This window comes from Rothia uropygialis, assembly GCF_004137765.1.
Taxonomy (GTDB): Bacteria; Actinomycetota; Actinomycetes; order Actinomycetales; family Micrococcaceae; genus Rothia.
On sequence record NZ_NOIS01000004.1, the window covers coordinates 273,784 to 298,684 of the forward strand.

The following is a 24,901-nucleotide window of genomic DNA, read 5'->3' on the forward strand; positions in this document are numbered from 1 at the left end:
GGCCCCGATACTAGCCCTGCGGTTTTTCCGAATCCTCCGCCGAGGACTGGTTCTTGGGCTTGGCCACCAAATTGGTCGGACCGGCGCCCGCGACCTTGCGGCGGCGTTTGGGCTTACGCACCTCGCCGTCCTCGCTGTCCGGCTCGGCTTTCTTCTTTTTCGGCATCGCCGCGATCCGCAAAGCCGTTTCGATCACGATCACCAGCAGGCACACGTAATACACGATGTACGAGGGGTACAGCGCGAACACGGTTCCCACAACACCGATGAGTGTGGCCACAAGGGCCAAAATACCCAGGACCATGACGATCGTGTGCGCCAGGAAGAAACGCTCCGAGCCCTTGTTGCGCCACGCCAGGTAGATGGACATGAGACCAAAGAGAACCGGGAAGAAAACCTGTCCGGCCACCGCCATGGAATCCGGATGCCACTTGTAGAGACCCATCGCTTGAATGATCGCGGCGGCGGCCAGAGCCAGGGAAGCAGGCAGAGATTTCATGGCCGCCAGTCTACCGGCCTCACGCCGTGATGAAGTATGTGAGTCCCGCGATCACGAACACAGTGCCAGCAATCAGGGCGCAGGCGAGCTCGATCAGCAGGGCGGCGACAACGGTCGCGACGATTACGGCTGTCATGCCTTCATTCCTACGTCTCACCAGCCGTTATGCGGCTCGGCAGAGAATCCGGACGGGGGTTCTGGCAACACCGAAAGGCCCCTCGAGCCAGCGTGGGTGTTTTACCTGGTCACGCCAAAGAGTTTGTCGGTGTGCGCATTTCCGAAAACGGCGTCCGGGTCCAACCTTTCGCGCAGTCGCCGGAAGTCCTCGAAGCGCGGGTACAACCGCGAAAGCTCCTCGCAACCCAGCGAGTGCCTCTTTCCCCAGTGGGGCCTGCCGCCATGAGCGCGCATGATCTTTTCGACCCCGCCCAAATACGGCCTCGGGTCCTCTTTGAAGTACTGGTGCACGGCGATGTACATCGTTTCACGGCTGAATGCGGTCGAGAGCGGCACGTCGTCGGCCGCGGCCACACGGCCTTCGACCGGAAACGAAACCTTCAGGTCGTTGCGCTCGATGAATCGCTTGACTTCCCGGATGGCCCCGGGACCTTCTTCCAACGGGACCGCGTATTCCGTCTCGTTGAACCGAACCCTCCGCGGCGAGACGAAGACCTCGTGGGCCGGGGCACGATATGAGCGGTTCGACGTCGCCCACGCCGCCGCATGGGCCATAGCCGGAACAGCCGAGGGGAAAACGGAGCCGACCTCGCACATCAGGCTGAGCGCTCCGTTGTCCACGATTTCTTCGCTAAGCATCTGCAGCCAACGGGTTCGCGGCCCGATGTGCGCGAGTCCTGGGGGTGCCGCAGCGCCTCGGGGAACACGGGTGTTCGTTTTGGCGACCGCCTTGTCGGTATGAGGGAACCAAAAGAATTCGAGGTGATCATGAGACCGTGCACGGTCCTCCAAGCTGGCCAACAAATCCTCGAGATGTTCCCCGGTTTCCTGTGCCACGAGGTCGAAGGCCTCCACGCATTCCAACTCGACTTCCAGGATCATGCCCAGCACCCCGACCGATATCCGCGCCAGATCGAAAATTTCGGGATTATCCGATGCGGACAGGTTCATGACCGAGCCGTCCGGCGTCACGAGGCTCAGCCCGGTCACGGTCCCGCCGAAACCGGTGAAGCCCAGACCGGTACCGTGAGTTCCCGTCGAGATCGCTCCCGCAATCGACTGGGGATTGACGTCTCCCTGATTGGCCAGGGCCAAACCGTATGGTTCAAGTAGCCGGGGGACGTCCCGCAGGCGTGTTCCGGCGAGGAATCTGGCGCGACGCCGGGGCAGATCGACCCGGACGAGCCCGCTCATCTCATCCAGATTCACGAGGTGGTCGTCGCCGAGGGCGATAGGTGTGAAGGAGTGGGCGGCTCCGACCACTCGGATCCTTTCCCCGTTGTCTGCGGCCTGGCGTACGACACCGATCGCCTGTTCCCGTGTCCGTGGCTTCCACAAGTGCTGCGGTTGCGCGGATTCGATGCCCGACCAATTGCTCACCGTGTGCATCAGAAATTCCACCCCTTTCCTCGGTAAGTGACCCAAGTGTCGACAACCCGACCATCCGCGACGACCAAGTACTCTGCCAGGTGCTCGGCAAGTTCACCGGCTTTGGCATGCCGGAAATACACCAGATCTCCCAGCGCCAGAGTCTCGGCGCCCGGTCCGCGAAGCGGCGTCTGGACTTCTCCTGGTCCTTCGGCCAGCGAATATTTCAGTTCTGGAGGCCAATCGATTGTGGGAAGACGGTCGGTTCCGCTCGGGCCGGACGCAATCCATCCGCCTTCGAAGACCGTGACCCAGCCCGGCGCCGGACGCCGCACGACCGGCGTTGCGATGAAAGCCGCGGGGCGATGATGGAATTGTTGGTAACCGTCGAACAAGCCGGGCGAGAGCAGTCCCGAGCCCGCGGCGACCTCCGTCAGGGTTCCCTCGCGCGAGCTGCTCTCGAGCGATCCTGTGCCGCCTCCGTTGACGAATTCCAGCTCCTGTTCTTCTCTGATCGCGGCGAGGACCTGAGCCCTGCGTTCCTTGAGTTCGGCCGCCGAGGTTCCCTGCATGCGGCGCGTGAGAATGGCACCAACGCCCTTCCCCGCATTCCCTCGCCCAGCGATTTGGCCCTCATATGACAGGACACCCACCAAGGCGAATCGAGACCGATGGGCTATCTGCCGGACGACGTCGATCGCCTGTTCCGGCGTACGGACCGGTGACCTGCGGGCACCCAGATGCAAACGGTCGGCCAGAACTTTCTCCCAAATCCGCAACGACGCGTCGACGTCGAGACAGACCCGAACGGGCGGGAGGGGCGATGCGGAGGACTCCGCCTCGCCTTGACGGAGACGGTGCTCGATGTAATCGAGGTGTTCCGCGGAGTCGACCGTGAGCGTGATGTTTTCCCTCCCGGTTCGGCTCTCACCCAGCCGCCGCAAAGCAGACCGGTTGGTCGTGGGATATGCGACGAGTATGTCGCCGAATCCCTCCTCGACCAGCCAGAGGGCCTCATCCAGGGAGAACGCCATGATGCCGTGAAATCCGGGTTGGGCCAGGACGTAGGACATTGCCCCAGGCACACGCAGAGATTTAGAGGCGACACGGATAGGAAGTCCCGCAGCCCTCTTGCGCAAGGCCGCAATGTTGGTGTCCAAAGCATCTCGATCGATCGCCCCCACCGGTCCGTCCATGCCGTGGAGAGCCTGCCGGATGGAGAGGGAAACCATAGAAAATCCTTGCATGACGAGGTGCTTTGCCTCACACCATACGTCAAAATCTGCCAAACTGGACTCATGAGTACAGTCAGTGCCGATCCCTCCTCCGCACGGCCCGATACCGTGGACTTGCCCCCGCGACTCGCCGAGTTCCTCACGGAGAACCTGAGCGACGACGTCGCTGGAACCGGATCCCGCCTCCAGATCACAGCACCAGCGCTCGGAGAGACGCTGTTCTCTTGTCACGGCGCGAAAGCTGAGGATGTGTTCCGTGCCGCCGAGAGGGCTCGGGCCGCGCAACCGGGATGGGCCGAACGGCCCGCGTCCGAGCGCGCTGCCGTCCTGCTCCGCTTGCACGGTGAAATCCGGCGCCACGAAGAACTCATTCTGGACACGATCCAGGCCGAAACCGGAAAGTCTCGGATCCATGCGTTCGACGAGGTCATGGACGCATACAACGTGTGTCGTTTCGTGGGACGCACGGCCCCGAAAGCCCTGCGTCACGAACACCGCCGTGGTGCCCTACCCGGGATGACGAGCACTACCGTCCAACGCCTCCCCCTGGGGGTGGTCGGGTTCATCACCCCATGGAATTATCCGGTCTCCTTGGGAGGAACGGACCTGCTCTCGGCATTGGCCGCAGGCAATGCGGTGGTCCACAAACCCGATTCCAAGACCGTACTCTCGGCCATCCTGATGCGCCGGCTCGCAATCTCGGCCGGCCTCCCGGCCGAGGCATGGCAGCTTGTCCCGGGTCCCGTAGAGCAGATCGGTGATGCCCTCCTGGACAGGGTGGACGCGGTGTCTTTCACCGGATCCACCACCGCCGGTCGCGGTATCGCCCAGAAAACGGGCGCAATGCTCAAACCGACCGCACTCGAGCTCGGCGGCAAGAATCCCATGATCATCTGTTCGGACGCTTCCCTCGATGCAGCGGTGGACGGGTCCGTGCGAGGGTGCTTTTCCTCGACGGGCCAGTTGTGCCTGTCGATCGAGCGCATTTATGTCATGGACGAGCTCTACAACGAATTCTGCATACGCTTCCGGAACGCCACTGGAGCCCTGCGACTGGGCTTCTCATTCGACCACCACCACGACGTCGGCAGCCTGATCTCCGAGGAGCACCTCACCAGGGTGCAACGCGCCGTGGACCAGGCCACACAGGTCGGCGCGAAAATTCTCGCAGGAGGCTCGGCACGCCCGGACCTCGGTCGTTGCTTCTTCGAACCGACGATTCTCACCGATGTACCATCCTCGGCCCGACTCACGCATGAAGAAACCTTTGGTCCGGTCGTCGCGGTCTACAGCGTCGGCTCCGAGGACGAAGCGATTGCCCGTGCCAATGAGACCCCCTACGGCCTCAACGCGAGCGTGTACTCGGGCGACAAATCCCATGGACTGGCGGTCGCCTCCGATATCGAAGCCGGAATGGTCAACGTCAACGAAGCCTTCTCCGCCGCGTGGGGATCGATTGCGGCGCCGTCCGGCGGCCTGAAGGCATCCGGCCTGGGCCATCGACACGGGCCGGAAGGAATTGTCGAATTCACCCGGACTCGCACCGTTGCCCACCAATCGCTCATGCCCATTGCTCCCTTCGGTCCATTGGACGGCGAGAGATTCCAAAAGGTCATGAGCCAGGCCCTCGGGGCGATGAAGAGACTTCGACTGAAGTAGCTGCCGAAAACAGCACCATCGCGTTCCTTCGTGATCTCTGACATCCCGGAGCGAGAAGGCCAGACGCACTCTGTAAGCTTGGCCCGATGGCTAATTCGAAAAAGCGTTCTCCCGCCGGAAGACCCGACCACGGTCAGGGCAACAAGATCTCGCGGGCGCTCGTGCGCAACTGGCAGGTCCTGACCGCCCTACTACTGCTCGTGGTGGGTTCGGCCGGTCTGGTCCTGAGCGACTACGGAAAGTCGGAGTGCACGATTCTGAATTCATCGGCCATACCGGATCATCTGTCGGAAGACATGCAGCAGGCCTCGGAGGAATCGGGATTTCCCGTCAAGATTCTCGCGGCTCAGATCGAGGCCGAATCGGGGTGGAACCCTGACGCTCATTCGAAAGCCGGCGCCAAGGGAATCGCGCAATTCACTCAGGACACCTGGGACGTCTGGGGAGACGGGGACCCCATGAATGAAAAGGACGCGATCGCAGCCCAAGGCCGGTACATGAAGTATCTCCACAAGCAGGCCGACGAATACGCCAATTCCGAAGAAGACGTCGCACGATTCGCTTTAGCTGGCTACAACGCCGGCCCCAACGCCATGAAGAAGGCGCACGGCGTACCCGACATCTCCGAAACCAAGAATTACGTCCACAAGATCATGAAGCTTTCCGAAGGCAAATACTCGAAGACCTGCGACTAGTCCGCAGGGTTCAGAATTCGAGGCGCGATCCGGAGCATTCCCCGAGGTGAGTTTCCTGGACTAGATTGGCACTATGCCTACGTCTTCACATATTCCTTGGGTCATATCCGTGGAGGATGCCGACCAGCTGCTCCTCGGCTCCGATCTGGAGGTCCGCGTGGCCGATGTGCGCTGGTACTTGGATGGGCGCTCAGGCTCTGCCGCCTTTGCCTCGGGCCATCTGCCCCAGGCCGCCTTCGTCGATCTTGACACGGTCCTCGCGGCGCCGGCGGCGGCCGAATCCGGCCGACATCCGCTCCCGGATCCCGAGACTTTCGCGTCCGGCATGGAGGCCGCGGGCATCGCCGAGGACACCGTCGTCATCGCCTACGACGATGCCTCGGGAGGCTCCGCGTCCCGGCTCGTGTGGTTGTTGCGCGCTACGGGGCACACCGCGGCCCTTCTCGACGGCGGGATCCAGGCCTGGACCCGTCGGCACGGCGCGGACGCCCTCGAACCCGGGGCAGGCGACGTCGTGCCGGCACCCACGGGAAGCTTCCGACGCACGCCTGTGAACCCGGAATGGATCGCGACGATGCACGACGCCGAAACTGCTGAATCCGACGGGCTCCCCCTTTTGGACTCGCGTGCCCCAGAACGGTACCGGGGCGAGGTCGAGCCGATGGATCCATGGGCGGGCCACATTCCCGGCGCGCTCAATGTCTTCCACGCGGAGAACATCGGAGCGGACGGACGCTTTTTGACGACCGTCGATCTGCGGAAACGCTTCGGAGAGGCGGGCGTGGACAGCGATACCGAGCCCATCGTGTACTGCGGGTCCGGCGTGACGGCATGTCATAACCTGGTGGCTCTGGAAATCGCGGGTCTCCACGGGCGCCTCTACCCGGGATCCTGGTCCCAGTATTCGGCTCTCCACCCCGAGCCAGACGACGCTTGCGGCTCATAGGAGAACTCCCCACTTCGGTCCGCGAAGTGGGGAGTTCTTTGTGCCACCGAAGCAGCTGGGCCTTAGAGGACGCCCGCCAGGCGCTGGACGCCTTCCGCGAGACGTTCCGGAGCAACCGACGAGAAGGCGAGACGCACATTGCGTGCGCCGGAAGGCTCGGCAGGCGGATCGCCTGCGCGGTGAGCGGCGGCGTCGTCGTAGAACGCGGTGCCCGGAACGAACACCACGCCCGCATCGATGGCCCGGGGAAGTGCCAGCTCCGCATTCCCCGCCCCGCCCTCGGGCAGGGTCAACCAGGTGAAGAATCCGCCTTCCGGAGTCGTCCACTGCGTGCCCTCGGGCATGAACTTCTCGCACGCCTCCAGAACGGATTCACACCGTTCCTTGTACAGCTTGGAGGTCCTGCGGGTGTGAGGCTCCCACATTCCTTCGCTCATGAACCCGAGCACCAGTCGTTGGGAGAGGACCGAGGGACAAATGGTTACGGCCTCGCCCGCGATCTGCAAGAACTTGCGGACCCGCGGCGGCGCAACCATCCAACCGACGCGCACCCCCGGTGAGAAAACCTTCGAGAAGCTACCGAGGTAGATAACGGCTTCGGGGTCGTACGAATGCAGGGACCGATGACGCTCCCCGCCGAACCCGAGCTGACCATAGGGATTGTCCTCAACCACCAGGACGTCGTTCTCGCGGCACACACGGACAAGTTCTGCACGGCGCTCGTCAGCGAGCGTCACGCCGGTGGGATTCTGGTAATTGGGGATCGTGTAGAGGAATTTGACCTTTTTGCCCTCGGACTTGAGGCGTGTGATTTTCTCCTCGACCTCTGCCGGGTCCAGACCCTGATCGTCCATCTCGACATGCTGGACCTCGACCTCGTAACCTTCGAATACCCCGAGGGCGCCGGTATAGGTGGGTCCTTCGGCCAGAATCACGTCGCCCGGATCCGTGAACAGCTTGGTCACGAGGTCGAGCCCCATCTGCGAGCCCGCCGTCATCTGGATCTCGTCCAGCTTGGGGTGAGATCCTTCCGACCCCATGAACTCGCACACGAGTTCTGCGAGTTCTTCCAAACCAGCGCCCGAGCCGTACTGCAGGACCTCGAGGCCCTCCTCGGAGATGATCTTGGAAGCCATCTCGCCCAAACGGTCCAGTGGAAGGAGCTCGAGGTCCGGGTTGCCGCCGGCCAAAGAGATGATGCCCGGACGCATCGATACCTCGAAGACGTCACGTACAGGCGAGGGGCGGAAGCCCGCGGCTCTCGTGGCAAAACCTTGCATGAGGCGCGCGTCCGCACCGGTTGCTCCGGACATGAGTTCCTGAATGCTGACCACTTAAGTCTCCTTTGATTCGAGTGGAGGTCGAGGACCTGGTCTGTGGGGCCGTCACGTGCGGACGCCACCGCTGAGGGTCACGACCGGGGCCCGCGAAAGGCCGACCCGGCGTCCGTGCCGGGTGCGGCTCCTGCCTAGGCGCCGTACGTGTTCTTGGCCTCGCCGTATGCGGGGCCGTCTGCCGGCGCATTCTTGCCCAGGGCCATGAGGCTGATGAATTCGTACACAATATGTGCTGCCGCTATACCTGTCAGTTCCGCGTGATCATAGGCAGGGGCCACTTCCACGACCTCGGCGCCGACCACGTCCAGTCCGCGCAGGCCACGGACGATCTCGAGGATCTCGCGGCTCGTCGCGCCACCGGCCTCCGGGGTCCCGGTTCCCGGGGCATGAGCCGGGTCCAGCACGTCGATGTCCAGGGAAATATACAACGGGCGGTCGCCCACGCGCTTCCGGAGCTGTTCGACGACCCTGTCCACGCCAAGGCGGTAGATATCGGCGGATGAGACGATGCCGAAACCGAAGCGGGCGTCGTCGTCGAGATCCTCCGTTCCGTACAGCGGACCCCGGGTACCTACATGGCAGAGCGCATCCGTATCGATGAGATTTTCCTCGAAAGCACGGCGGAATGGGGTTCCGTGGGTGTATTCGGCGCCGAAGTAGGTATCCCACGTATCCAAATGCGCGTCAAAGTGCAGCAGAGCTACCGGCCCATGCTGTCGGTGCATGTTCCTCAGGTTGGGCAGCGCAATGGTGTGGTCGCCGCCGATCGTGACGAGCTTGGTGCCGTCTTTGGTCAGCTCGTGGGCACCCGCGTCCATCGCCTCAAGGGCTTCCTCGATGTTGAAGGGATTTCCGATGATGTCTCCCGCGTCGGCGACCTGGGTGTTCTTGAACGGGGAAAAGTTCTGCGCAGGGTTGAAGGGACGCAAAAGACGGGAGGACTCGCGAACGTGATTCGAGCCGAAACGCGCACCCGGGCGGTACGAGACCCCGGTGTCCCACGGCATGCCGGCGACGACGACGTCAGCCTTGTTCACCTCGTCCAATCGGGGCAACCGGGCGAAGGTTCCGTTACCGGCCCAGCGCGGGACCTGGGCTGCGTTGACGGGACCCACGTACTCGTGACCGTTCGCATCGGTTTCGATGATGCGCTCGGGGTGCGCCGAGAAACTCGGCTTAATCTTGGGATCGTTCTTGCTGCTCACGTGTGTCCTCCCGGAAAGTCGTACTGGGCTTGTTTCTCATTGTGCAACAAAAGTTGCTTTAGTGCACTGGGGCGCACTCGGCCGCGCCCCTCCCGCTGGACGATCCAACTAGACGTAGCGACGAGCCGCCTGAATGGCCTGCTTGACGTACCCACCGCCGAACAACGCCGCGTGGAGCAGTATCAAATGAAGCTGATGCAAGTCCACGCGCTCCTGCCACCCCGCCTCCAGCGGATGGGCCTCTTCATAGCCTTCGAGAATGTCGCGCAGATGCGGGGCACCGAACATCGCCAGCGCGGCCAGGTCGTCCTCGCGGTGCCCGCCGTACGCCGTCGGATCGATCAGCACGGCTTCGCCACCGGTCCAGAGCACATTGCCCGCCCACAGGTCCCCGTGCAGCCGGGAAGGCACATCACCGTCGTCGAAGACTCCGTCACGCAACCGCTCACACAGCTGACCGAACAGTCGTCGATCCTCGCTCGAGAAGCCTTTGGCCTCCCGAACCAGGGGCGCAATCCTCAACTGGGCAAACATTGCTCCCCATGATTCGAATTCACCGAGGGGCAAGGCCAGTTGCTGGCTCGCAGGGCCTTGGTATCCGTCACCCTCCCACCCTGGAGGACCCGCTCCCCATGCCGAGGCACCGGCGTTGTGCATCATGGCCAGACCCTGACCGAATGCCCGCGCGGCCGCCGTGGACGGAGAGGATTCCCGGATCAGTTCTAGCCGGAGGCCGTCCTCAGCCACACCGAGGACGCGGCAAATGCGCGCACCGCCGTCGCTTTCCGCATCGGAAAGCCATTCGAGGCCAGATTTTTCCCAGTCAGCAGGTCTGCCGATCGTGTGCTTGGTGAAAAACTCCATACCTCATGATCCACCAACGCACCGTCAGCCCAAAAGGGGATCGACGTTAACCGGCACGCTACTTTTCTCTGCCACTATGGATTCGTGAGTTTCTTGATCGCCCATCGCGGGCACTCCGCAAAGGCCCCCGAAAACACTGTGGCCGCGTTCCGGGCGGCCGCGGACGCCGGTTTCCAGTGGATTGAGACCGATGCCGACATGCTGGCCGACGGGACGATCGTGCTCATCCACGATTCGTCTTTCAAACGCACCGGTAAGGTTGCTGCCCGTGTGAGCGCATCGCAGATTGAAGACCTGGCAGAGATCGACGTAGGTCGCTGGTTCTCGCAGAGCTTCGCGGACACTCGCGTTCCTACCCTCAGAGACTTGGTGGATCTCATGAACAGCACCGGCCTGAACGTGAATCTGGAGCTCAAGCTCACCGACCCCAACCCTGAACGGATCGGCACCTACATTCATGCGGTAACCCGGGAGCTGGAGCGCGTCGAACCTCGTGGCGACAAACCGCGCGTCATCGTTTCCTCGTTCAATCACCCCCTGCTCGCGACGCTCCACCTCGCGGTACCCCGCCTTCGCCTGGCCTGCCTCTTCGAGCGGAGCCGTTTCACCCTGACGAGCCGGCATTCAGGATGGCGAGAGATCGCCCATTCCACCGGTGCGACGTACGTTCACCCGCACCATCGCGAACTCAACGAGCGTATCGTCGAATGGATACATTCCGAAGGGCTCGAAATCAACACATGGACCGTCAACAATCCTGGCCGCGCAGCCGAACTCGCCGGCTGGGGCGTCGACGGAATATGTACGGACGGCCCCAAAGGGCTCACTCCGAACGACGCGCCCGCGGCGTTGCGGCACACGCCTGCAACCCGACCCGAAACCCATCAGTCCGGAAGCGCAAAAACCCATCCGTGATTATTAAATAAAATTTACATAAATTAACATTTATAGTTTTCGCTGTAAACATATGGCCAATTCATTTTCCATCCTTTGTTGACCACATACTGAGACGTGCATTACATTAGGCTCACCAGGGCCAAAAATAGTTTGGTCCGTGGCTCTATGGAGTTAGTCAATGAAAAAGCCTCAGCACCTTAAGAGAGCAGCTTCAGCACTCGGAATCCTCGGCGCCTCAATCGCTTTGGGCGTTTCCGGCACCCCAGCGTTGGCGGCAACGCAGGCGGATTCGACCAATTACATCGTCGGTGGTCAGGCCACCAACAGCCCCAATATCGTCCAGCTCTCCTTCAACACCGCAGGAGAGTCGGGGACCTTCGGTTGCACAGGCGAAGCCATCAACAGCGAATGGATTCTGACCGCGCGCCACTGCACCGAGGATTCGCAGAACATGAAGGCCTACTACTCGAACGACACGGCCAATCCCGGCAAGGCCTACGGTTCTGACCGAGTAGTCAATTCGCCTTACGGTGACGTTGGCTTGATTCATCTCCAAAGCCCGCACCAGGTCAGCTCATACGCCCAGCTGGGAAGCGGCTACAGCCCCAAGTCGGGCGACCAAGGCAATATCTTCGGGTACGGCCTCCGGGCCAATCAGGGGCGAGCCGACTGGTTGTACACCGCGAGCGTGGACGTCTTGGGTTCGTCGACCGATGCATTCGGCGGCAAGGCAGTACACGTCCGCGGTTCGAGCGGAGCCTCCAACCACGGCGACTCGGGTGGCCCGCTGGTCATCAACGGCCAGATCGTCGGCGTGTGCTCGACCGGCGACTCCGCGGATCCTGGCGCAGATACCCAGGCCGGCAGCAATTACGCCAACCTGACCGATCACCGCGATTGGATCAGCCAGCAGACCGGCGTCTGATCCAGGCATTCTACGGCCACCGCTTCGCGCGGCGGCAACCCCTTCACCTCCGGGCGTTGTCGTCGCGCGAATACTTTTGGGCACACCGAGGATTCTCAGGACACAGAAGAATTTCGATATCTTGAGGAAAGCTCGGTACTTCTTCCCGAACCGGAAGCGATGATCAGCGCCCGTCGAAATATGAAATACGCTGAGAGTCTCTACTTATTCACCAAAACCCAGAGGACCTCCGCGGGCCCGCCACCGGTACTTCGCCATGAATGAGGCTCGCGACCGCTCAGGGTCACAGAATCTCCTGGGCCCAGCTCAAGCTCCCCGACGCTGGTCCTCAGCACGAATTCACCCGAGATGACGTGCAGAACCTCCGTCTCGCATTCCACGGTGTAGAGGGCTTCCTCGCCGGTTCCTCCGGGTTCGATACTCGCCCGGATGACTTGGACCTTCTCGAGGTTCGGGCCTGACACGAGTCGCTCGTGGATTCCCGCCCCGCCGAGGTCCACCTCGGGCGCCTCCTCCAGACGAATCACCTGGGTATCGGGTTCCGCGAAGAGATCACCGACATTCACGCGGAGCGCCCTGCACAATTTGACGAGCGACGCGACGGAGGGCGAGGTCTGGTCTCTCTCGACACGACTGATGAACCCTTTGGTCAGGTCCGTTGCTGTTGCCAGCTGCTCAATCGTCATATGCTGTCGCAATCGGTGATTGCGAAGCCGTGACCCCAGTTCAGGCGACCTCTCCAGTTGCTGAACGGGCAACGCCTTCATCGCTCAATCCTTTCATTGGCCTCTATGCATGGTATCGATAGAGACCATGAATTGCGCATCACATCAGGATTGGAACCGTTCTTGAACCTCCTCATCATTCTTCTGTACTTGGCCGCGATGGTTCTTATCGGCTGGTACGGCAAACGCCGCGCTAGGAGCACGGAAGACTATCGCGTGGCCGGACGTCGGCTGGGATATCTCTTCTTCACCGGGACGATGTCCGCGGTCGTCCTAGGCGGAGCCGCAACGATCGGCGGCGTCGGACTCGGATACACCTACGGCATTTCCGGGATGTGGATGGTTGCCGCCATCGCGGTCGGCGTCATGGTGCTTTCCCTGGCTTTTGCCGGACGCCTTCAGAGGCTGGGCGTGTACACGGTGTCCCAGATGCTCGGCCTTCGTTACGGCGGCCGTGCGGTCAAAGCGTCGTCCGTGGTCATGCTCGGGTACACCGTGATGCTGGCCGTGACCTCGACCTCCGCCTACGCGTCGATCTTCAAGGTCCTGTTCAATATGGACCGGCCCTGGGGCATCGTGATCGGGTCCGTGGTTGTCATCGGGTATTCGATCCTGGGCGGCATGTGGTCCATCACCCTGACCGATCTGATGCAGTTCCTGATCATGACGGTGGGCATGTTCTTCCTGCTCCTCCCGTTCTCTCTCCACTCGGCCGGCGGTTGGTCCGGTCTGCACGCGCGCCTCGATTCGGAGTTCTTCGACCCTGGAGCCATGGGTGCGCAGTCCATCATCACGATGTTCGTCGTCTACACCTTGGGTCTGCTGGTCGGGCAGGATATTTGGCAGCGCGTCTTCACGTCCCGCACCCCTCGTGTCGCACGGTGGGGCGGATTCGCTGCGGGCGTCTACACGCTTTTGTACGGCATCGCGGGTGCGATCATCGGCATGGCCGCCGCCGTGGTTCTTCCGGATCTCGAGGTCTCCGATGACGCCTTCGCGGCTCTCGCGCAGGACTATCTCCCCGCCGGCCTGGGTGGCGTGGTGCTTGCTGCCGGCGTCGCCGCAATGATGTCCACGGCCTCGGGAGCCCTGATCGCTTCGGCCACGGTTGCGAGGGTCGACGTCGTGCCGTTGTTGTCCCGCGCATTCGCGCTACCCAAGCCTCGGGTGCACGAGGAATCGGGTGGTTCCGGACTCGAGAATCCCGACGACTCGGATGCAAGCATGAAGCTCGACAGGCTGTATGTGCTGGTCATTGGAGTGTTCGTGACCGTCATCGCGATGATCGTGCCCAGCGTGGTCACAGCGTTGACCATCGCATACGACATCCTCGTCGGCGGACTCTTGGTTGCGATCCTCGGCGGCCTCTTCTGGAAACGCGGGACAGGGCCTGGAGCCGCCAGTTCGATGCTGGTGGGTGCGATCAGTGTTCTGGTATCCATGGCGTTCTTCGGTGTCGCCGCGAACGAGCCCATTTACGTCGGCCTGGCTCTGTCCCTGGTCGTCTACGTCGCGGTTTCGCTCTCGACGCCGCGCACCAATTCGGCGACACTTGGTGAGTGGCAGGCTCGGCTCGAAGGATCCCGCAGGTAGCAGGCCCGATTTCCGAATGGACCCGGTTTTCTGGTGAGCGGGTTGCCGGGTCCCCAAAAAGTTTCATATATGTATATTCTGGTTGCGCGTCAGGATACTTTTGTAGAGAACCCACAACCCCATCCGCTGCAGCGCCGCGGCGAAGAGGAGGAGCATCATGAGCGATCAGGCCGCACGGGAAAACCCCGTTCAGACCGAACAGCGTCACAACGCGGGTTATGCCATTCTGGCTACTTTGCGGAATTACGGTATCGACACCGTCTTCGGCATCCCTGGCACCCACAACCTTGAGTTCTACCGACACCTCGATGAACTCGGCATCAAGCCCGTGACCACCCGTCACGAGCAGGGCGCCTCATACGGTGCCGACGGATGGTCGCTGACCAAGGGCCTTCCCGGCGTGGTCATCACGACGTCGGGTCCGGGACTGCTCAATTCTCTCTCCGGCGCGGCCACGGCGTATGCCGAATCCCGCCCGATGATCATCCTGTCCCCCGGCCGGCCTCGCGGCACCGAATTCCGCGACATCGGGTCCCTGCACGAGACCAAGAACCCCACCGGAGCCGTGGACTCGATCATCGGGCTGTCCCGCCGCGTCAGCTCGGCCTCCGAGGCGGTAGAGATGATCCACAACGCGTTCGTCTCCTTTAAGCATTCCCGTCCGCGCCCGATCCACATCGAGGTTCCCCTGGACGTTCTCGAGGAGACCGGGGGTTTCACCGAGGAAGAGCTCCAGGCCCGCCCCCTCGGCTCCTTCCAGCCGGCTCAGCCGCACGACATCGCCCGCGCCGCGAACATGCTGGCCTCAGCGGAGAAACCGATCATCGTTGCCGGTGGTGGTTCGGTCGCAGCGCACGAAGCGGTTCTGGAGCTGGCCGAACTGCTTGAGGCGCCGGTGATCACCTCGACCAACGGCAAGGGCGCGATCCCTGAGCGACACCGATTGTCCCTCGGCGCGGACCTGCGCCTGAGCACCGCCCACGAATTCTGCCGCAAGGCTGACGCGATGCTGATCATCGGTTCTAAAATCGGCGAGGCCGAACTCTGGGGTGGCGACATCCGCCCGAACGGCCCGATCATCCGCGTGGACATCGAGCGCCAGCAGATGCTGACCAACATCACCCCGGATCTCGAGCTCCCGGGCAACTCGGTGGCCGTGGTCCCTCAGCTGGTCTCCGCGCTCAAGGCTGAAGGCGTGGAACCTGGCTCGCGCCCGGCGCCGGACTTGACCGCGGTCTTCGAAAAGCTCGACGAGGAAGGCCGGTCGATTGCCCCGGAGCTCGCCAAGATCAACGAGATCATCATGAGCGTGCTGCCGGACAACGCCATCGTTGGCGGCGATTCCTCTCAGGTCACCTACATGGGCACGACGACGTTCTACCGCGCACCCAAACCCAACTCGCTGTTGTACATGGGCACCTATGCGACCCTCGGCTACGGGCTCCCCGCGTCCATCGGAGCCAAGGTAGCCGCCCCGGACCGTCCGGTGATCTGCCTTCTCGGCGACGGCGCACTCATGTTCGCCATCCAGGAAGTCATGACCGCAGTCGAGCAAGAACTGGACTTGCCGATTATCTGCGTGGACAACGGGGGCTACGGAGAAATCCGCGCCAACGAAGAGGACCGGAACATTGCACCCATCGCGGTGGACCTCAAGCAACCCGACTGGGTCAAGCTCGCGGAAGGCTTTGGCGCCACGGGATTCTCGGCCACCATGGAAACCTTGGCCCAGAAGGTCCAGGAAGCGATGAAGACCAAGGGTCCGTCCCTGATCCACCTCACCATCGGCCGGGGCCTGTAATACCGAATTGAGGTTCGGCCGTCCGGGCTTCGGACGGCGCCGTGTGTAGCAGACATGGATTGGTACCGTCTGTTCACGCAGCGCCGTGCCCGGCGGCCGTATATCCCGGGAGACCGTCTGTTTCTGCATAAAGTGGATCCGTGCATAGTCTTCAACGATCCGCCGCGTTCGCCGGCACGGAGATCTTCTCCCCGTTCATCCTCGCGGCAGCGTTGCTCATCGCTGTTCCCGCAAGCGCCGGCCCGGGATGGGCATGGCAGGCTGTCGTGGGTGTCGTTGCCGTCGTCGTGATCCCGTGGGGGCTTTCCCTGTATATGGCGCACACGGGCCAGGTCAGCGATCGGTTCATTTACCACCGGAAACAGCGATACGTCTTCTACGGCCTGTCCCTGATCTCGATCGCCGCGGGCACCACAATTCTTCTGGTTGCCCCTGCTGCGGCGGCAACCAAGAGCATCATCGTGGTGATGCTGCTGGCCGTCCTGATCATCGCGCTCGTGAATTTTCGGCTCAAAGCCAGCGCACATGCTGGCATGAGCGCTGTCTTCGGCATGGTTCTCCCCGGTCTTCTGGGGCCGTGGTGGATCATCCTGTCTCTGGTCGTTCATGCCACGGTCTGCTGGTCCCGGTGGTACCTCAGAAAACACACCGTTCCGGAGATCCTCGTGGGCTCCGTCATCGGCCTCATTCTCGGAGCGTGCCATCTCTGGTTTGTTTCTTCCCACTGACTCTCCGTTTCTCATGATGGTCACCATTTGCGCGGGTGGCTGACCTGCGGGGAAGCTGAAACCGCTAGAACGGAAGTGTGAGAAAGGGCCACATGTTCGGAGTGCTCGAAGGCTTCGCCATCATTGGGGTCGTTGTCGGCATTGGGTACCTCGTCGAACGGATGGGCATCCTGGGCAAGAACGCCGGGTGGACCCTCAACCGGTTCGCGTTCTTCGTGGCCCTGCCCGCCCTCATGTTCACGACCCTGGCGACCGCTGACCTGCACGTCATCTTCTCCGCCCGGCTTCCGGTGGCCGCCCTGAGCTTCGTTGCAATGGCCGCGGTCTACACGCTGATCGCCGGGGTATTCCTCAAACGGGGAGTCGGTCGAGTAACGGTCGGGGCAGTGGGTTCAGCCCTTCTGAATTCCAACAATATGGGCCTCCCCGTTGCGACGTACATTTTCGGTGACCCCACACAGGTGGCCCCGATTCTGCTCTTTCAGCTCGTTCTCGCGACTCCGGTTTGTTTAGCAATTTTCGACGTCGTCGCGAAAGGCAGGGTTTCCGCCCGGGACATTTTGAGCCAGCCGTTTCGCAATCCCATCATTATCGGATCGGTCCTCGGGGTCCTCGTGAATGCGCTGGGGGTTCGCGTGCCCAATGTGATCCACGAACCCTTGGGCCTCATTGGCGGCGCGGGAATCCCGCTGATTCTGGTGGCCTTCGGAATGTCCTTGCGCGGAAACCGCCCGCTCGCGGTCGAGGGGCAGAAGACCGAAACCCTGCTTGCGGTCGGCCTCAAAGTCGTGGCCATGCCGATCGCGGCTTTCCTTCTGGGACAGTATGTTTTCCATTTGGCCCCTCACGATCTGTTCGCGGCAACGGCCCTTGCCGGATTGCCGACGGCTCAGAACCTCTTCAGCTTCTCGTCCCGATACAACCAGAACATCTCTCTGGCGAGGGACATCGTTCTGCTTTCGACGATTGCGGCTGTACCGGCGTTGTTCGTGATCGCCGCGATCATGGCCTAGCCACAGAGCGTTCCGATCATCAGACCCGCGGCCGCCGCGCCGGTCGCCAGGAGCACCATGCCGAAGGCGTTGAGCAGTGCCGCACCCCAGCGGCGTTCCTGGATAAGCCGAAAGGTTTCGACGCTCGCGGTGGAGAACGTCGTATAACCGCCCATGAATCCGGCGCCGACCGTGGTCTGGACTTCCGAGGAGATCCCGTGGGCCATGAGCAATCCCGCAAGGAATCCGAGCAGAAGCGAGCCCGAGAGGTTGATGAGGTTCGTCGCCCACGGCATGGTGTTGCCGAACACCGATTTGAGCACTCCGTCGAGAAACATCCGGACTGCCGCGCCCGCTCCGCCCGCGAGCGCCACGCCCAGGAACAACCAGTCGATCACGCCGGGGTCTCCTCCTCGTCAAGCTCCGCTGCCGCGGCGGCTGGCCCGACGGTCCGGGCCGCCATAAGGATCCCGGCTCCGGATGCGATGACGCCGGCGACCACACTGAGCACGGCGTAGCCGATTCCGGCCCAAATGTGACCGGAACCGAGGAGCCCCGTCACGTTCGTGGCCAACGTGCTGTACGTCGTGAAGCCCCCGAGGATTCCGGTTCCTATCAGGACCCGCGCGATGCGCCGCCTCCCGCCGTCATCTCCTCGACGAGCAAGGGCCTCCAACACATATCCGAGGAACAACGCTCCGACGACGTTGATCGCGAGGATGGTTCCGAGGGCGCTTCCGGACCCCGGAAAGATCAGTGTCAGCGCATACCGGAGGCTCGTCCCGATGGCTCCTCCCAGGAACGCGAGGCTCAGGAAGACAGGCTGGAGGTGCACCGGCCGGGATTCTTTCCCGGGCCCGCTGGCGATGACATGGTTACTCTGTGACACGTTGATGCACCTCGACGTTGTTCGTGACGGACCATGCTTTCTCTCTGCACGGTCGAAGAATCCTGTCCTCTATCCACGATCGGATCGAGCTGCCCCGGATCGATGCCGACGCCGATCACGCAGCTGTGCAGACTCATCGCGTCTCACCACCGGCTGTTTTGGCATCGGCCCGTTTGTCGGTGGGGTCGTTCGAGAATTCATGGGGCACCTACCTTTCAGCTGCGGCATGTCATCGGCAGACATGCCGAATGGACTCAGGTAGGGACTGTTGTCGCGCCTTCGAGTCCGAGTGCACCCGATTCGAAGGACAGCGAGGTTGGGCAACGGCGAGCCCCACCGCCGTGACGGAACCTGTCCGTCCAGTGGTTTTCAAAATATTCCGGTCCCCATGACATGTCAATGCAGGAGCTTTCCCCTTGCGCGAGCCGCCAGACACGTCTACCGTACAACTTGTATCTATGTTGCACTCATGTTGATCCGGCATGGTAACCGAAGGAACCGAATTTGGCACAGAATGCCTCGCAACGCCGCCCCGAAAAGGCAAGTCCGGCGTCGGCCACACCCGCCAGCGATCTCGTGTATCAAGAGGTCAAGGCCCGCATTCTCGACCATCGCCTGGAGGGAGGGGCCCTCATCAGCGAAGGAGAGATCGCAACAGACCTAAAGGTCAGCCGCACACCGGTGCGGGAAGGCTTTGTGCGCCTCCAAGCCGAGGGTTGGATGACGTTGTACCCCAAACGTGGTGCGCTCATCCGTCAGGCAGGACCGAACGAAGTACGGGACGTGATCGAGGCAAGGATCGTGGTCGAGTCCCATGCGGTCGAGTCCATAGCAGCTTCAGACCGCGGTGGGGAAGTTGCGGCCGAATTGAGCGAACTCATCGGCTACCAGAGCGAGGCCCTGGCGGCCCACAACGACGAGGACTTCGCAAAAATCGACGCGGACTTCCATCAGTGCATCGTGGCTCGGGCAGGCAACAGCCTTTTCATCGACTTTTTCGAGAACCTCAAGGACCGCCAGCGCCGCATGTCCACCCGGGCGATCTGGAAGTCGAATGAGCAGGCCGAAGCCGTTCTGGCTCACCATCGCGAGCTCGTCGAACTCATTGCCCAGGGTGAGTCCGCCCTTTTCCGGCAACGCCTCGGAGCCCATCTCCATGAGATCCACGAGCGCTTCTTGTCCTGAATTCCACCACCATCACTTCCCGCGCGCCGTCCGACGTTCGGATTCATCCCGAAAGGAACCTCTTGCTTCCTCAGAAGCGCCTCGTCCCACCGTGGTTACTCGCCGCAGTATCTCTCTTCGCCGTCGCGTGGGGAGGAAATCAGTTCACTCCTCTGCTCGTGATGTACAAGGACCTCGACGGCCTGACCACGGGTGCAGTTGATGTCCTTCTCGGGGCGTATGTTCTCGGCATCATCCCTGCCCTTCTCATTGGTGGGCCGCTTTCGGACCGGTACGGGCGACGCCCGCTCATGATCCCGGCTCCCGCGTTCGCCCTGATCGCCTCGATCCTGTTGGCGGTTGGTTCTGCCTCCCCGACGGTCCTTTTCATCGGACGGATCTTCTCTGGACTCGGGCTGGGCTTGGGCATGGTGGTCGGCGGGTCGTGGATCAAGGAGCTGTCGGTTGCGCCCTATGATTCCGCAGCGGACCATGCGGCCGGCGCACGCCGAGCCTCGATGTCCCTGACGGCAGGGTTCGGTTTGGGAGCCGCTGTGGCCGCGGCCCTCGCACAGTTCGGCCCCATGCCGGCCGAGCTGCCGTATATCGTGCACATGGCAGTGGCCGTAGCCGGCCTCGTTGCCGTGATGCGCGCCCCTGAAACCCACAGCCGGCAGCTCGAACCGGCCCGGCTCATCGATGATCTGCGCATACCCACCGCGAAGCACCGTCGGTTCCTGTGGGTTGTGGTTCCCATGGCGCCTTGGGTCTTCGGATGTGCGGGCAGCGCGTACGCGGTCCTGCCCAGCGTGTTGGGGACACGGACCCAGGGGTTCGACATCGGCTTCTCGGGCCTTCTGTGCATGATCGGTTTGGGGTGCGGCCTCGCATTGCAGCAACTCGGCAAGCGATTCGACGACGTCGGGTCGGCTCGGGCCATCGTCATAGCCCTCGGGGTCACGGTTCCGGCGATGGTGTGCGCCGCCTGGGCCTCGCACACCGTCAGCCCTTGGCTCGCGACGTTGGCAGCGGCCCTGCTCGGCAGCTCGTACGGACTGCTACTGGTCTCCGGTCTTCAAGAGGTCCAGCGCATCGCGGGCCCCAAGGATCTCGCCGGACTCACCGCGGTCTATTACTCGCTGACCTACCTCGGATTCTTCGTCCCGGCCGCATTGGCAATTCTCAATTCCTGGATCACCTACCAGGTCATGTTCGTCGGCGGCGGCGCAATCGCGCTGCTGTGTCTGGCCCTGGTGGCGACGTTCTATCGCAAGCATCTTCCCCATACTGCTTGATGCCGCTCCGACGACGATCCCACGGCCCGGGACGCACATCGCCGCGTGTACCCGACGACTCACGAATCGTTCGGGTGCACGCGGCGATGTGCGTACGAGACGAGCTACGCGTTCATCGCATTGCGATACTCCCCGGCACCACGCAAGGCCTCGAGGTTATGACCGATGAGATCCTCGGGATCAACCGGTCGGCCGCCCGCCGAGTGAGGGGTGATCATGAGGTTCGGGGCGTCCCACAGTGGGCTGTCCGAACCGAGCGGCTCTTGTGACGCCACGTCAATGGCCGCTCCGGCAATCTGTCCGTCACGCAGAGCGCCGATGAGCGCGTCTTCGTCGACCGTTGAGCCACGGCCGACGTTGATCACGAATGCGCTGTCCGGCAGCGTCCGCAGAACCGCGGCGTCGAGAGCGTGATTGGTTGCTTCCGCATTCGGGAGGATCATCACGAGCACATCCGTCCGGGCCAGGAGTTCGTCCTTCTCTTCCGTCGCGACGACGTTGTAACCCTCGCGCTGACCGGTCGAACGCGCAATGCCCGAGACTTTGGCGCCCAGGGCCGAGTACAAAGGGGCCAGGGTCGAACCGATCGACCCGAAGCCCCAGATCGTGACCTGAGCGCCGAGAAGTGTCGTGATGGGACCTTCGGGGTGGAGCGGCTGCGGGCCACCCAACTCCGAGGCCCAGTGATGATCCCGATGATGCTCGCCGAGCGTGGGCAAGGACCTCACCAGCGCGAGGGTCAAGGCCAACGCGTGCTCGGATACCGTCTTGTCATGCAGCCCGATGCCGGAGCAGATCACCACATCCTCCGGGAAGCCTGCTTTCTTGACCTTCTCCGGACCCGCCAGGAGCGCCTGAATCAAACGGAGATTCGTCATGCGTCGCGCGGAATCGGCGAGTTGGTCGTCCGTATTGGACCAGACCACCATGACCTCGGCGTCGACGTGTTCTTCCGGAATGGGCGATGTGGGATCGTAGACGGCGACGTCGTCGTCCTCCCCCAAAGGCAATTTGCCCTGGTCGATCTCGACCGAGGTGGGCAGCAGAATCTTCACGGTTTCTCCTTCGGCGGTACGGTGCTCCCAGCTTACGAGACACGGGCCACGGTTCTCACATGGAGCTTAACCCAACGTCCGATGGAGGCGGGCGAGCGAGGTAGCGATACCTCGCCGGTTGCGCGCGAAGGAGCCGTTCAGCCTGAATATCCCTGCCAGAGGTACACCCAGGAACCTCGCGGGACTTGCATCGAAGGTTTCCCGAACCAGTGTGCCCTCGGCGATGGGTTCCATTTCCCAGGTCCAGGTGTGGCCGGTCGGCATCCTCCAGGCGAAGGCCCGGTTGGGCTCGGCGCGGGTCACCGTCAGGCTAATGCGATACGGAATTCCGTACAGGCGCATGAACTGGGTGACGCGGTCCCCCGTGCCGGGACGCTCCGGCCCCGAAACCTGCCGCTGAACCGTTCCTGATCCATCGAGCTCACAGTGACGGAATGGATCCGAAACGAGCGCATAGACGGATTCGGGAGACGTCTCGGTCAGAACGGTCTCTGCCGCGATGACTTCTGCAGGGCTGTCCAGGAAACGCACGAGGGAATTGCTCATGCAGCCCATTCTCGCATCACCGGGGTGTGTCACCATGGGTAGTGCAAGCAACACTTACCGTGGAGGTGCCCCGTTGATTTCCATCATCGTCAAATTCCAGGTCAAGCCGGAATCCGCAGACTCATTCACTGACATCACACGCGAATTCACCGAGGCGACTCGGGCCGAGCCCGGCAACAAGTGGTTCGAGTGGTCCCGAAGCGTCGAGAATCCGAACGAGTACGTGCTGCTCGAAGCGTTCGACGACGATGCCGCTTCGGATCACGTCAACAGCGACCACTTCAAGAAAGGTTTGGAGTCCATGCGCCCTCACCTCGTGGAGACGCCGAAGATTCTTTCCCGCCAGGTCGAAGGAGATGGGTGGGACCGCATGGGCGAATTGCAGATCGACCAGTGAACGACGCCCGTTCGCAGACAGATGACCTTCCGCAAGACGCCGGATATGCGCACGGCTCGGTCCAGCTCGCCGTCTCGACCGTGATTCTCGCGATGCGACGCGAGGCGAAAGACGAACCCCACTCGTTGTGGTTACCGCTGGTCCGGCGTCTGCGGGAGCCTTTCAAAGGCAGATTCGCTCTTCCCGGTGGTCCGCTGTCCCCGGACCTGTCACTGGAGATGTCGGCGGCGTCGACTCTCAAGAGAGCGACCGGTTTGGTGCCCGGCTACCTCGAACAGCTGTACGCCTTCGGGCGCGTCCATCGGCTGCCCGGCCCGGAGGAGGACTACGACGACGTCGAGCCGCCCAGCGAGCGCGTGGTTTCGGTTGTGTACTGGGCGTCGATCCCCACCAACGAGGTTGCCCACTCCCGGGTCCACGAGAATATTCAGTGGATGCGAGCCGACGACCTGCCCCGCTTGGCTTTCGATCACAACGAGATCGTTGATTACGCCTTGTACCGGCTGAAGAATAAGGTCGAGTACTCACGGATCGCCCACTCGTTCCTCGGCGAGGAATTCACTTTGGCCGAGTTGCGCGAGGTATATGAAGCCATCCTGCGGCGCCCGCTGGATCCGGCGAATTTCAGACGCCAGATTGCGGCGTCGAAATCCATCATCGACACGGGCAAACGGGTCGAAGGGACCAGGCACCGACCGCCGCGCCTGTTCCGCTACGACCACACTCAGGCTTTTGCGGATCAGGGGCCCCTCGGCATGTACCGCGCGGCCGCGTACGACGCCGCGATGCGTCAGGATGAGAATCCTTGAGGGTGCCCTCCGAGTTTCACGCTGTGGCCCGTAGCCCGCGGACGCGCAGCGCATGGATGGGTGACGGCGCCCCTTTCTCCGCCGAAGCCGAAAAGCCGATTCCCACTCCTCGATAAGGCGTATTCCGCCTCGAACACCCTTCCTGATTGACTTCGAATGTGACCCACACCATAGGTCTCATATCGATACTCAATGAGGAGAAGTCATGAGCACACAGGACACCGCGTCAGGGGATCTCTCAACCGTCGAGGCCGCTCACCGCCATGCGCCCGAAGGACAGCGAGTCGCCATCGTTACGGGATCTGCGCGAGGAATCGGGGAGAGCATAGCCCAGAGGCTGGGGCGGGACGGACTGCACGTCGTCGTGGCCGACCTGCCTTCCATGCAGGAGGGCATCGATTCGACGGTCGAGTCGATCAACTCGGCCGGCGGCACCGCGACGGGCACGACCGTCGATGTTTCCGACGAAGACTCGGTCGCGAATCTCGTTTCCACCGCGGTCAAGGCGGGAGGGCATCTGGATGTCTTCGTCGCGAACGCCGGGATCGCCCAGGTGCAGGAACTGCTGGAATACGACGCCGCGGACTTCCAAAAAATTCTGGACGTCAATATCAAAGGGGTTTTCAACTCGTACCGCCAGGCCGCGCGCCAGATGGTGGACCAGGGACACGGAGGCAAGATCATCGGCGCAGCCTCGATCGTGGCTTTCCGACCGTTTGCGTACTTGGGACCGTATTCGCTGACCAAATGGGCTGTTCGTGGTCTCACTCAAGCCGCAGCAATGGAGTGGGCCGAACACGGAATCACGGTCAATGCGTATGGTCCGGGCATCGTCGGGACGGCCATGTGGGACTTGATCGATGAGAAACTCGCGGCCAAACACGGTCAGCAGCGAGGTGAAGCCCTGGCCGAAAACGCCCAATCGATCCAGTTGGGCCGCGTTTCCGTTCCCGACGACATCGCCCGCCTCGTCTCATACCTCGCTGGAGAGGACTCTGACTACATAACCGGGCAGACGATGCTGGTGGATGGCGGTATCCAATTCAGCTAAGGACTGGCAACTCCGGTCTCCGGACTGCGGGCCGTCAACAACGGCCCCG

25 protein-coding genes are annotated in these 24,901 nt (G+C 62.3%); 14 read left to right on the forward strand and 11 right to left on the reverse strand.

Features of this window, described 5'->3' with window-relative positions:
• Window positions 1-10 precede the first annotated feature (10 nt).
• The 3 genes from EWV35_RS10525 to EWV35_RS10535 all read right to left on the reverse strand — a co-directional run bounded on the left by EWV35_RS10525 (window position 11) and on the right by EWV35_RS10535 (window position 3,276).
• Window positions 11-499 carry a hypothetical protein gene (locus EWV35_RS10525; RefSeq protein WP_129661658.1) on the reverse strand — a complete coding sequence of 163 codons (489 nt, stop codon included), beginning with the start codon at window positions 497-499 and terminating at the stop codon, window positions 11-13.
• Between the two features lie 237 nt (window positions 500-736).
• Window positions 737-2,077, reverse strand: coding sequence for a D-arabinono-1,4-lactone oxidase (locus tag EWV35_RS10530; protein WP_238654403.1), 1,341 nt, complete (start codon window positions 2,075-2,077; stop codon window positions 737-739).
• On the reverse strand, window positions 2,065-3,276 hold the full coding sequence (locus EWV35_RS10535) for an alanine racemase (protein ID WP_129661660.1): 1,212 nt from the start codon (window positions 3,274-3,276) through the stop codon (window positions 2,065-2,067). Before EWV35_RS10535 ends, EWV35_RS10530 begins: the two co-directional genes overlap by 13 nt.
• A 66-nt stretch (window positions 3,277-3,342) precedes the next feature.
• Between EWV35_RS10535 and EWV35_RS10540 the strand changes: the two genes are divergently transcribed.
• The 3 genes from EWV35_RS10540 (at window position 3,343) to EWV35_RS10550 (ending at window position 6,579) form a co-directional block, all read left to right on the forward strand.
• A complete protein-coding gene (locus tag EWV35_RS10540; protein ID WP_129661662.1) occupies window positions 3,343-4,938 on the forward strand; it encodes a succinic semialdehyde dehydrogenase in 1,596 nt (531 codons plus the stop codon).
• 86 nt (window positions 4,939-5,024) lie between these two features.
• Window positions 5,025-5,633, forward strand: coding sequence for a transglycosylase SLT domain-containing protein (locus tag EWV35_RS10545; RefSeq protein ID WP_129661664.1), 609 nt, complete (start codon window positions 5,025-5,027; stop codon window positions 5,631-5,633).
• A 73-nt stretch (window positions 5,634-5,706) separates the two neighbouring features.
• The gene (locus EWV35_RS10550) at window positions 5,707-6,579 is read left to right on the forward strand and encodes a sulfurtransferase (protein WP_129661666.1); all 873 of its coding nucleotides are present in this window, start codon (window positions 5,707-5,709) and stop codon (window positions 6,577-6,579) included.
• Window positions 6,580-6,641: 62 nt separating this feature from the next.
• Here the strand turns inward: EWV35_RS10550 and EWV35_RS10555 are convergent, their stop codons facing one another.
• From EWV35_RS10555 to EWV35_RS10565, 3 genes are all read right to left on the reverse strand, one after another.
• Complete coding sequence (locus EWV35_RS10555; protein WP_238654405.1) at window positions 6,642-7,913, reverse strand: aminotransferase-like domain-containing protein; 1,272 nt, start codon at window positions 7,911-7,913, stop codon at window positions 6,642-6,644.
• Window positions 7,914-8,047: 134 nt separating this feature from the next.
• Window positions 8,048-9,121 carry an agmatinase gene (gene speB, locus EWV35_RS10560; RefSeq protein ID WP_394342447.1) on the reverse strand — a complete coding sequence of 358 codons (1,074 nt, stop codon included), beginning with the start codon at window positions 9,119-9,121 and terminating at the stop codon, window positions 8,048-8,050.
• Between the two features lie 108 nt (window positions 9,122-9,229).
• Window positions 9,230-9,985: a fructosamine kinase family protein gene (locus tag EWV35_RS10565; protein WP_129661668.1), complete on the reverse strand. Its 756-nt coding sequence runs from the start codon at window positions 9,983-9,985 to the stop codon at window positions 9,230-9,232.
• 84 nt (window positions 9,986-10,069) lie between these two features.
• On the opposite strand from EWV35_RS10565, the gene EWV35_RS10570 reads away from it, so the two are divergent.
• Both EWV35_RS10570 and EWV35_RS10575 read left to right on the forward strand, forming a co-directional pair.
• Window positions 10,070-10,900: a glycerophosphodiester phosphodiesterase family protein gene (locus EWV35_RS10570; RefSeq protein WP_165168521.1), complete on the forward strand. Its 831-nt coding sequence runs from the start codon at window positions 10,070-10,072 to the stop codon at window positions 10,898-10,900.
• A 160-nt stretch (window positions 10,901-11,060) separates the two neighbouring features.
• Window positions 11,061-11,807, forward strand: coding sequence for a S1 family peptidase (locus EWV35_RS10575; protein ID WP_129661672.1), 747 nt, complete (start codon window positions 11,061-11,063; stop codon window positions 11,805-11,807).
• A gap of 200 nt (window positions 11,808-12,007) precedes the next feature.
• Here EWV35_RS10575 and EWV35_RS10580 read toward each other — a convergent pair whose 3' ends face one another.
• Window positions 12,008-12,574: a helix-turn-helix domain-containing protein gene (locus EWV35_RS10580; RefSeq protein WP_129661674.1), complete on the reverse strand. Its 567-nt coding sequence runs from the start codon at window positions 12,572-12,574 to the stop codon at window positions 12,008-12,010.
• Between the two features lie 117 nt (window positions 12,575-12,691).
• Here EWV35_RS10580 and EWV35_RS10585 point away from each other — a divergent pair, with 117 nt between their 5' ends.
• From EWV35_RS10585 to EWV35_RS10600, 4 genes are all read left to right on the forward strand, one after another.
• Window positions 12,692-14,125: a sodium:solute symporter gene (locus EWV35_RS10585; RefSeq protein WP_238654448.1), complete on the forward strand. Its 1,434-nt coding sequence runs from the start codon at window positions 12,692-12,694 to the stop codon at window positions 14,123-14,125.
• A gap of 157 nt (window positions 14,126-14,282) precedes the next feature.
• Window positions 14,283-15,926 (forward strand): thiamine pyrophosphate-binding protein, encoded by a 1,644-nt coding sequence (locus EWV35_RS10590; RefSeq protein ID WP_129661676.1) that lies wholly within the window; start codon window positions 14,283-14,285, stop codon window positions 15,924-15,926.
• A gap of 140 nt (window positions 15,927-16,066) precedes the next feature.
• Window positions 16,067-16,654 (forward strand): phosphatase PAP2 family protein, encoded by a 588-nt coding sequence (locus EWV35_RS10595; RefSeq protein WP_129661678.1) that lies wholly within the window; start codon window positions 16,067-16,069, stop codon window positions 16,652-16,654.
• Window positions 16,655-16,746: 92 nt separating this feature from the next.
• The gene (locus EWV35_RS10600; protein WP_129661680.1) at window positions 16,747-17,667 is read left to right on the forward strand and encodes an AEC family transporter; all 921 of its coding nucleotides are present in this window, start codon (window positions 16,747-16,749) and stop codon (window positions 17,665-17,667) included.
• Here EWV35_RS10600 and crcB read toward each other — a convergent pair.
• Window positions 17,664-18,044 carry a fluoride efflux transporter CrcB gene (crcB, locus tag EWV35_RS10605; protein WP_129661682.1) on the reverse strand — a complete coding sequence of 127 codons (381 nt, stop codon included), beginning with the start codon at window positions 18,042-18,044 and terminating at the stop codon, window positions 17,664-17,666. The genes EWV35_RS10600 and crcB overlap by 4 nt on opposite strands.
• Window positions 18,041-18,535: a fluoride efflux transporter FluC gene (locus EWV35_RS10610; RefSeq protein ID WP_238654407.1), complete on the reverse strand. Its 495-nt coding sequence runs from the start codon at window positions 18,533-18,535 to the stop codon at window positions 18,041-18,043. The genes crcB and EWV35_RS10610 overlap by 4 nt, the downstream gene beginning before the upstream one ends.
• Window positions 18,536-19,039: 504 nt before the next feature.
• On the opposite strand from EWV35_RS10610, the gene EWV35_RS10615 reads away from it, so the two are divergent.
• Window positions 19,040-19,720 (forward strand): GntR family transcriptional regulator, encoded by a 681-nt coding sequence (locus EWV35_RS10615; RefSeq protein WP_129661684.1) that lies wholly within the window; start codon window positions 19,040-19,042, stop codon window positions 19,718-19,720.
• A gap of 62 nt (window positions 19,721-19,782) precedes the next feature.
• A complete protein-coding gene (locus EWV35_RS10620; protein WP_202976084.1) occupies window positions 19,783-20,994 on the forward strand; it encodes an MFS transporter in 1,212 nt (403 codons plus the stop codon).
• A 104-nt stretch (window positions 20,995-21,098) separates the two neighbouring features.
• Here the strand turns inward: EWV35_RS10620 and EWV35_RS10625 are convergent, their stop codons facing one another.
• Together EWV35_RS10625 and EWV35_RS10630 are read right to left on the reverse strand one after the other, a co-directional pair.
• Window positions 21,099-22,049 (reverse strand): phosphoglycerate dehydrogenase, encoded by a 951-nt coding sequence (locus EWV35_RS10625; RefSeq protein ID WP_129661688.1) that lies wholly within the window; start codon window positions 22,047-22,049, stop codon window positions 21,099-21,101.
• Between the two features lie 66 nt (window positions 22,050-22,115).
• Entirely contained in the window at window positions 22,116-22,595 is a 480-nt protein-coding gene (locus EWV35_RS10630; RefSeq protein ID WP_129661690.1) for an SRPBCC family protein, read from the reverse strand.
• Window positions 22,596-22,668: 73 nt separating this feature from the next.
• On the opposite strand from EWV35_RS10630, the gene EWV35_RS10635 reads away from it, so the two are divergent.
• From EWV35_RS10635 to EWV35_RS10645, 3 genes are all read left to right on the forward strand, one after another.
• Window positions 22,669-22,992: a putative quinol monooxygenase gene (locus EWV35_RS10635; protein ID WP_129661919.1), complete on the forward strand. Its 324-nt coding sequence runs from the start codon at window positions 22,669-22,671 to the stop codon at window positions 22,990-22,992.
• A 92-nt stretch (window positions 22,993-23,084) separates the two neighbouring features.
• Window positions 23,085-23,801, forward strand: a complete 717-nt coding sequence (locus EWV35_RS10640) for an NUDIX hydrolase (protein WP_238654450.1) — start codon at window positions 23,085-23,087, stop codon at window positions 23,799-23,801.
• A 205-nt stretch (window positions 23,802-24,006) separates the two neighbouring features.
• Complete coding sequence (locus tag EWV35_RS10645) at window positions 24,007-24,852, forward strand: SDR family oxidoreductase (protein ID WP_129661694.1); 846 nt, start codon at window positions 24,007-24,009, stop codon at window positions 24,850-24,852.
• Window positions 24,853-24,901 lie beyond the last annotated feature (49 nt).

Coding starts and splice junctions, on each gene's coding strand:
- EWV35_RS10525 (WP_129661658.1), bottom strand. CDS start 499: ATGAAATCTCTGCCTGCTTCCCTGGCTCTGGCCGCCGCCGCGATCATT.
- EWV35_RS10535 (WP_129661660.1), bottom strand. CDS start 3,276: ATGGTTTCCCTCTCCATCCGGCAGGCTCTCCACGGCATGGACGGACCG.
- EWV35_RS10540 (WP_129661662.1), top strand. CDS start 3,343: ATGAGTACAGTCAGTGCCGATCCCTCCTCCGCACGGCCCGATACCGTG.
- EWV35_RS10545 (WP_129661664.1), top strand. CDS start 5,025: ATGGCTAATTCGAAAAAGCGTTCTCCCGCCGGAAGACCCGACCACGGT.
- EWV35_RS10550 (WP_129661666.1), top strand. CDS start 5,707: ATGCCTACGTCTTCACATATTCCTTGGGTCATATCCGTGGAGGATGCC.
- EWV35_RS10565 (WP_129661668.1), bottom strand. CDS start 9,985: ATGGAGTTTTTCACCAAGCACACGATCGGCAGACCTGCTGACTGGGAA.
- EWV35_RS10575 (WP_129661672.1), top strand. CDS start 11,061: ATGAAAAAGCCTCAGCACCTTAAGAGAGCAGCTTCAGCACTCGGAATC.
- EWV35_RS10580 (WP_129661674.1), bottom strand. CDS start 12,574: ATGAAGGCGTTGCCCGTTCAGCAACTGGAGAGGTCGCCTGAACTGGGG.
- EWV35_RS10585 (WP_238654448.1), top strand. CDS start 12,692: ATGGTTCTTATCGGCTGGTACGGCAAACGCCGCGCTAGGAGCACGGAA.
- EWV35_RS10590 (WP_129661676.1), top strand. CDS start 14,283: ATGAGCGATCAGGCCGCACGGGAAAACCCCGTTCAGACCGAACAGCGT.
- EWV35_RS10600 (WP_129661680.1), top strand. CDS start 16,747: ATGTTCGGAGTGCTCGAAGGCTTCGCCATCATTGGGGTCGTTGTCGGC.
- EWV35_RS10630 (WP_129661690.1), bottom strand. CDS start 22,595: ATGAGCAATTCCCTCGTGCGTTTCCTGGACAGCCCTGCAGAAGTCATC.
- EWV35_RS10640 (WP_238654450.1), top strand. CDS start 23,085: ATGCGACGCGAGGCGAAAGACGAACCCCACTCGTTGTGGTTACCGCTG.
- EWV35_RS10645 (WP_129661694.1), top strand. CDS start 24,007: ATGAGCACACAGGACACCGCGTCAGGGGATCTCTCAACCGTCGAGGCC.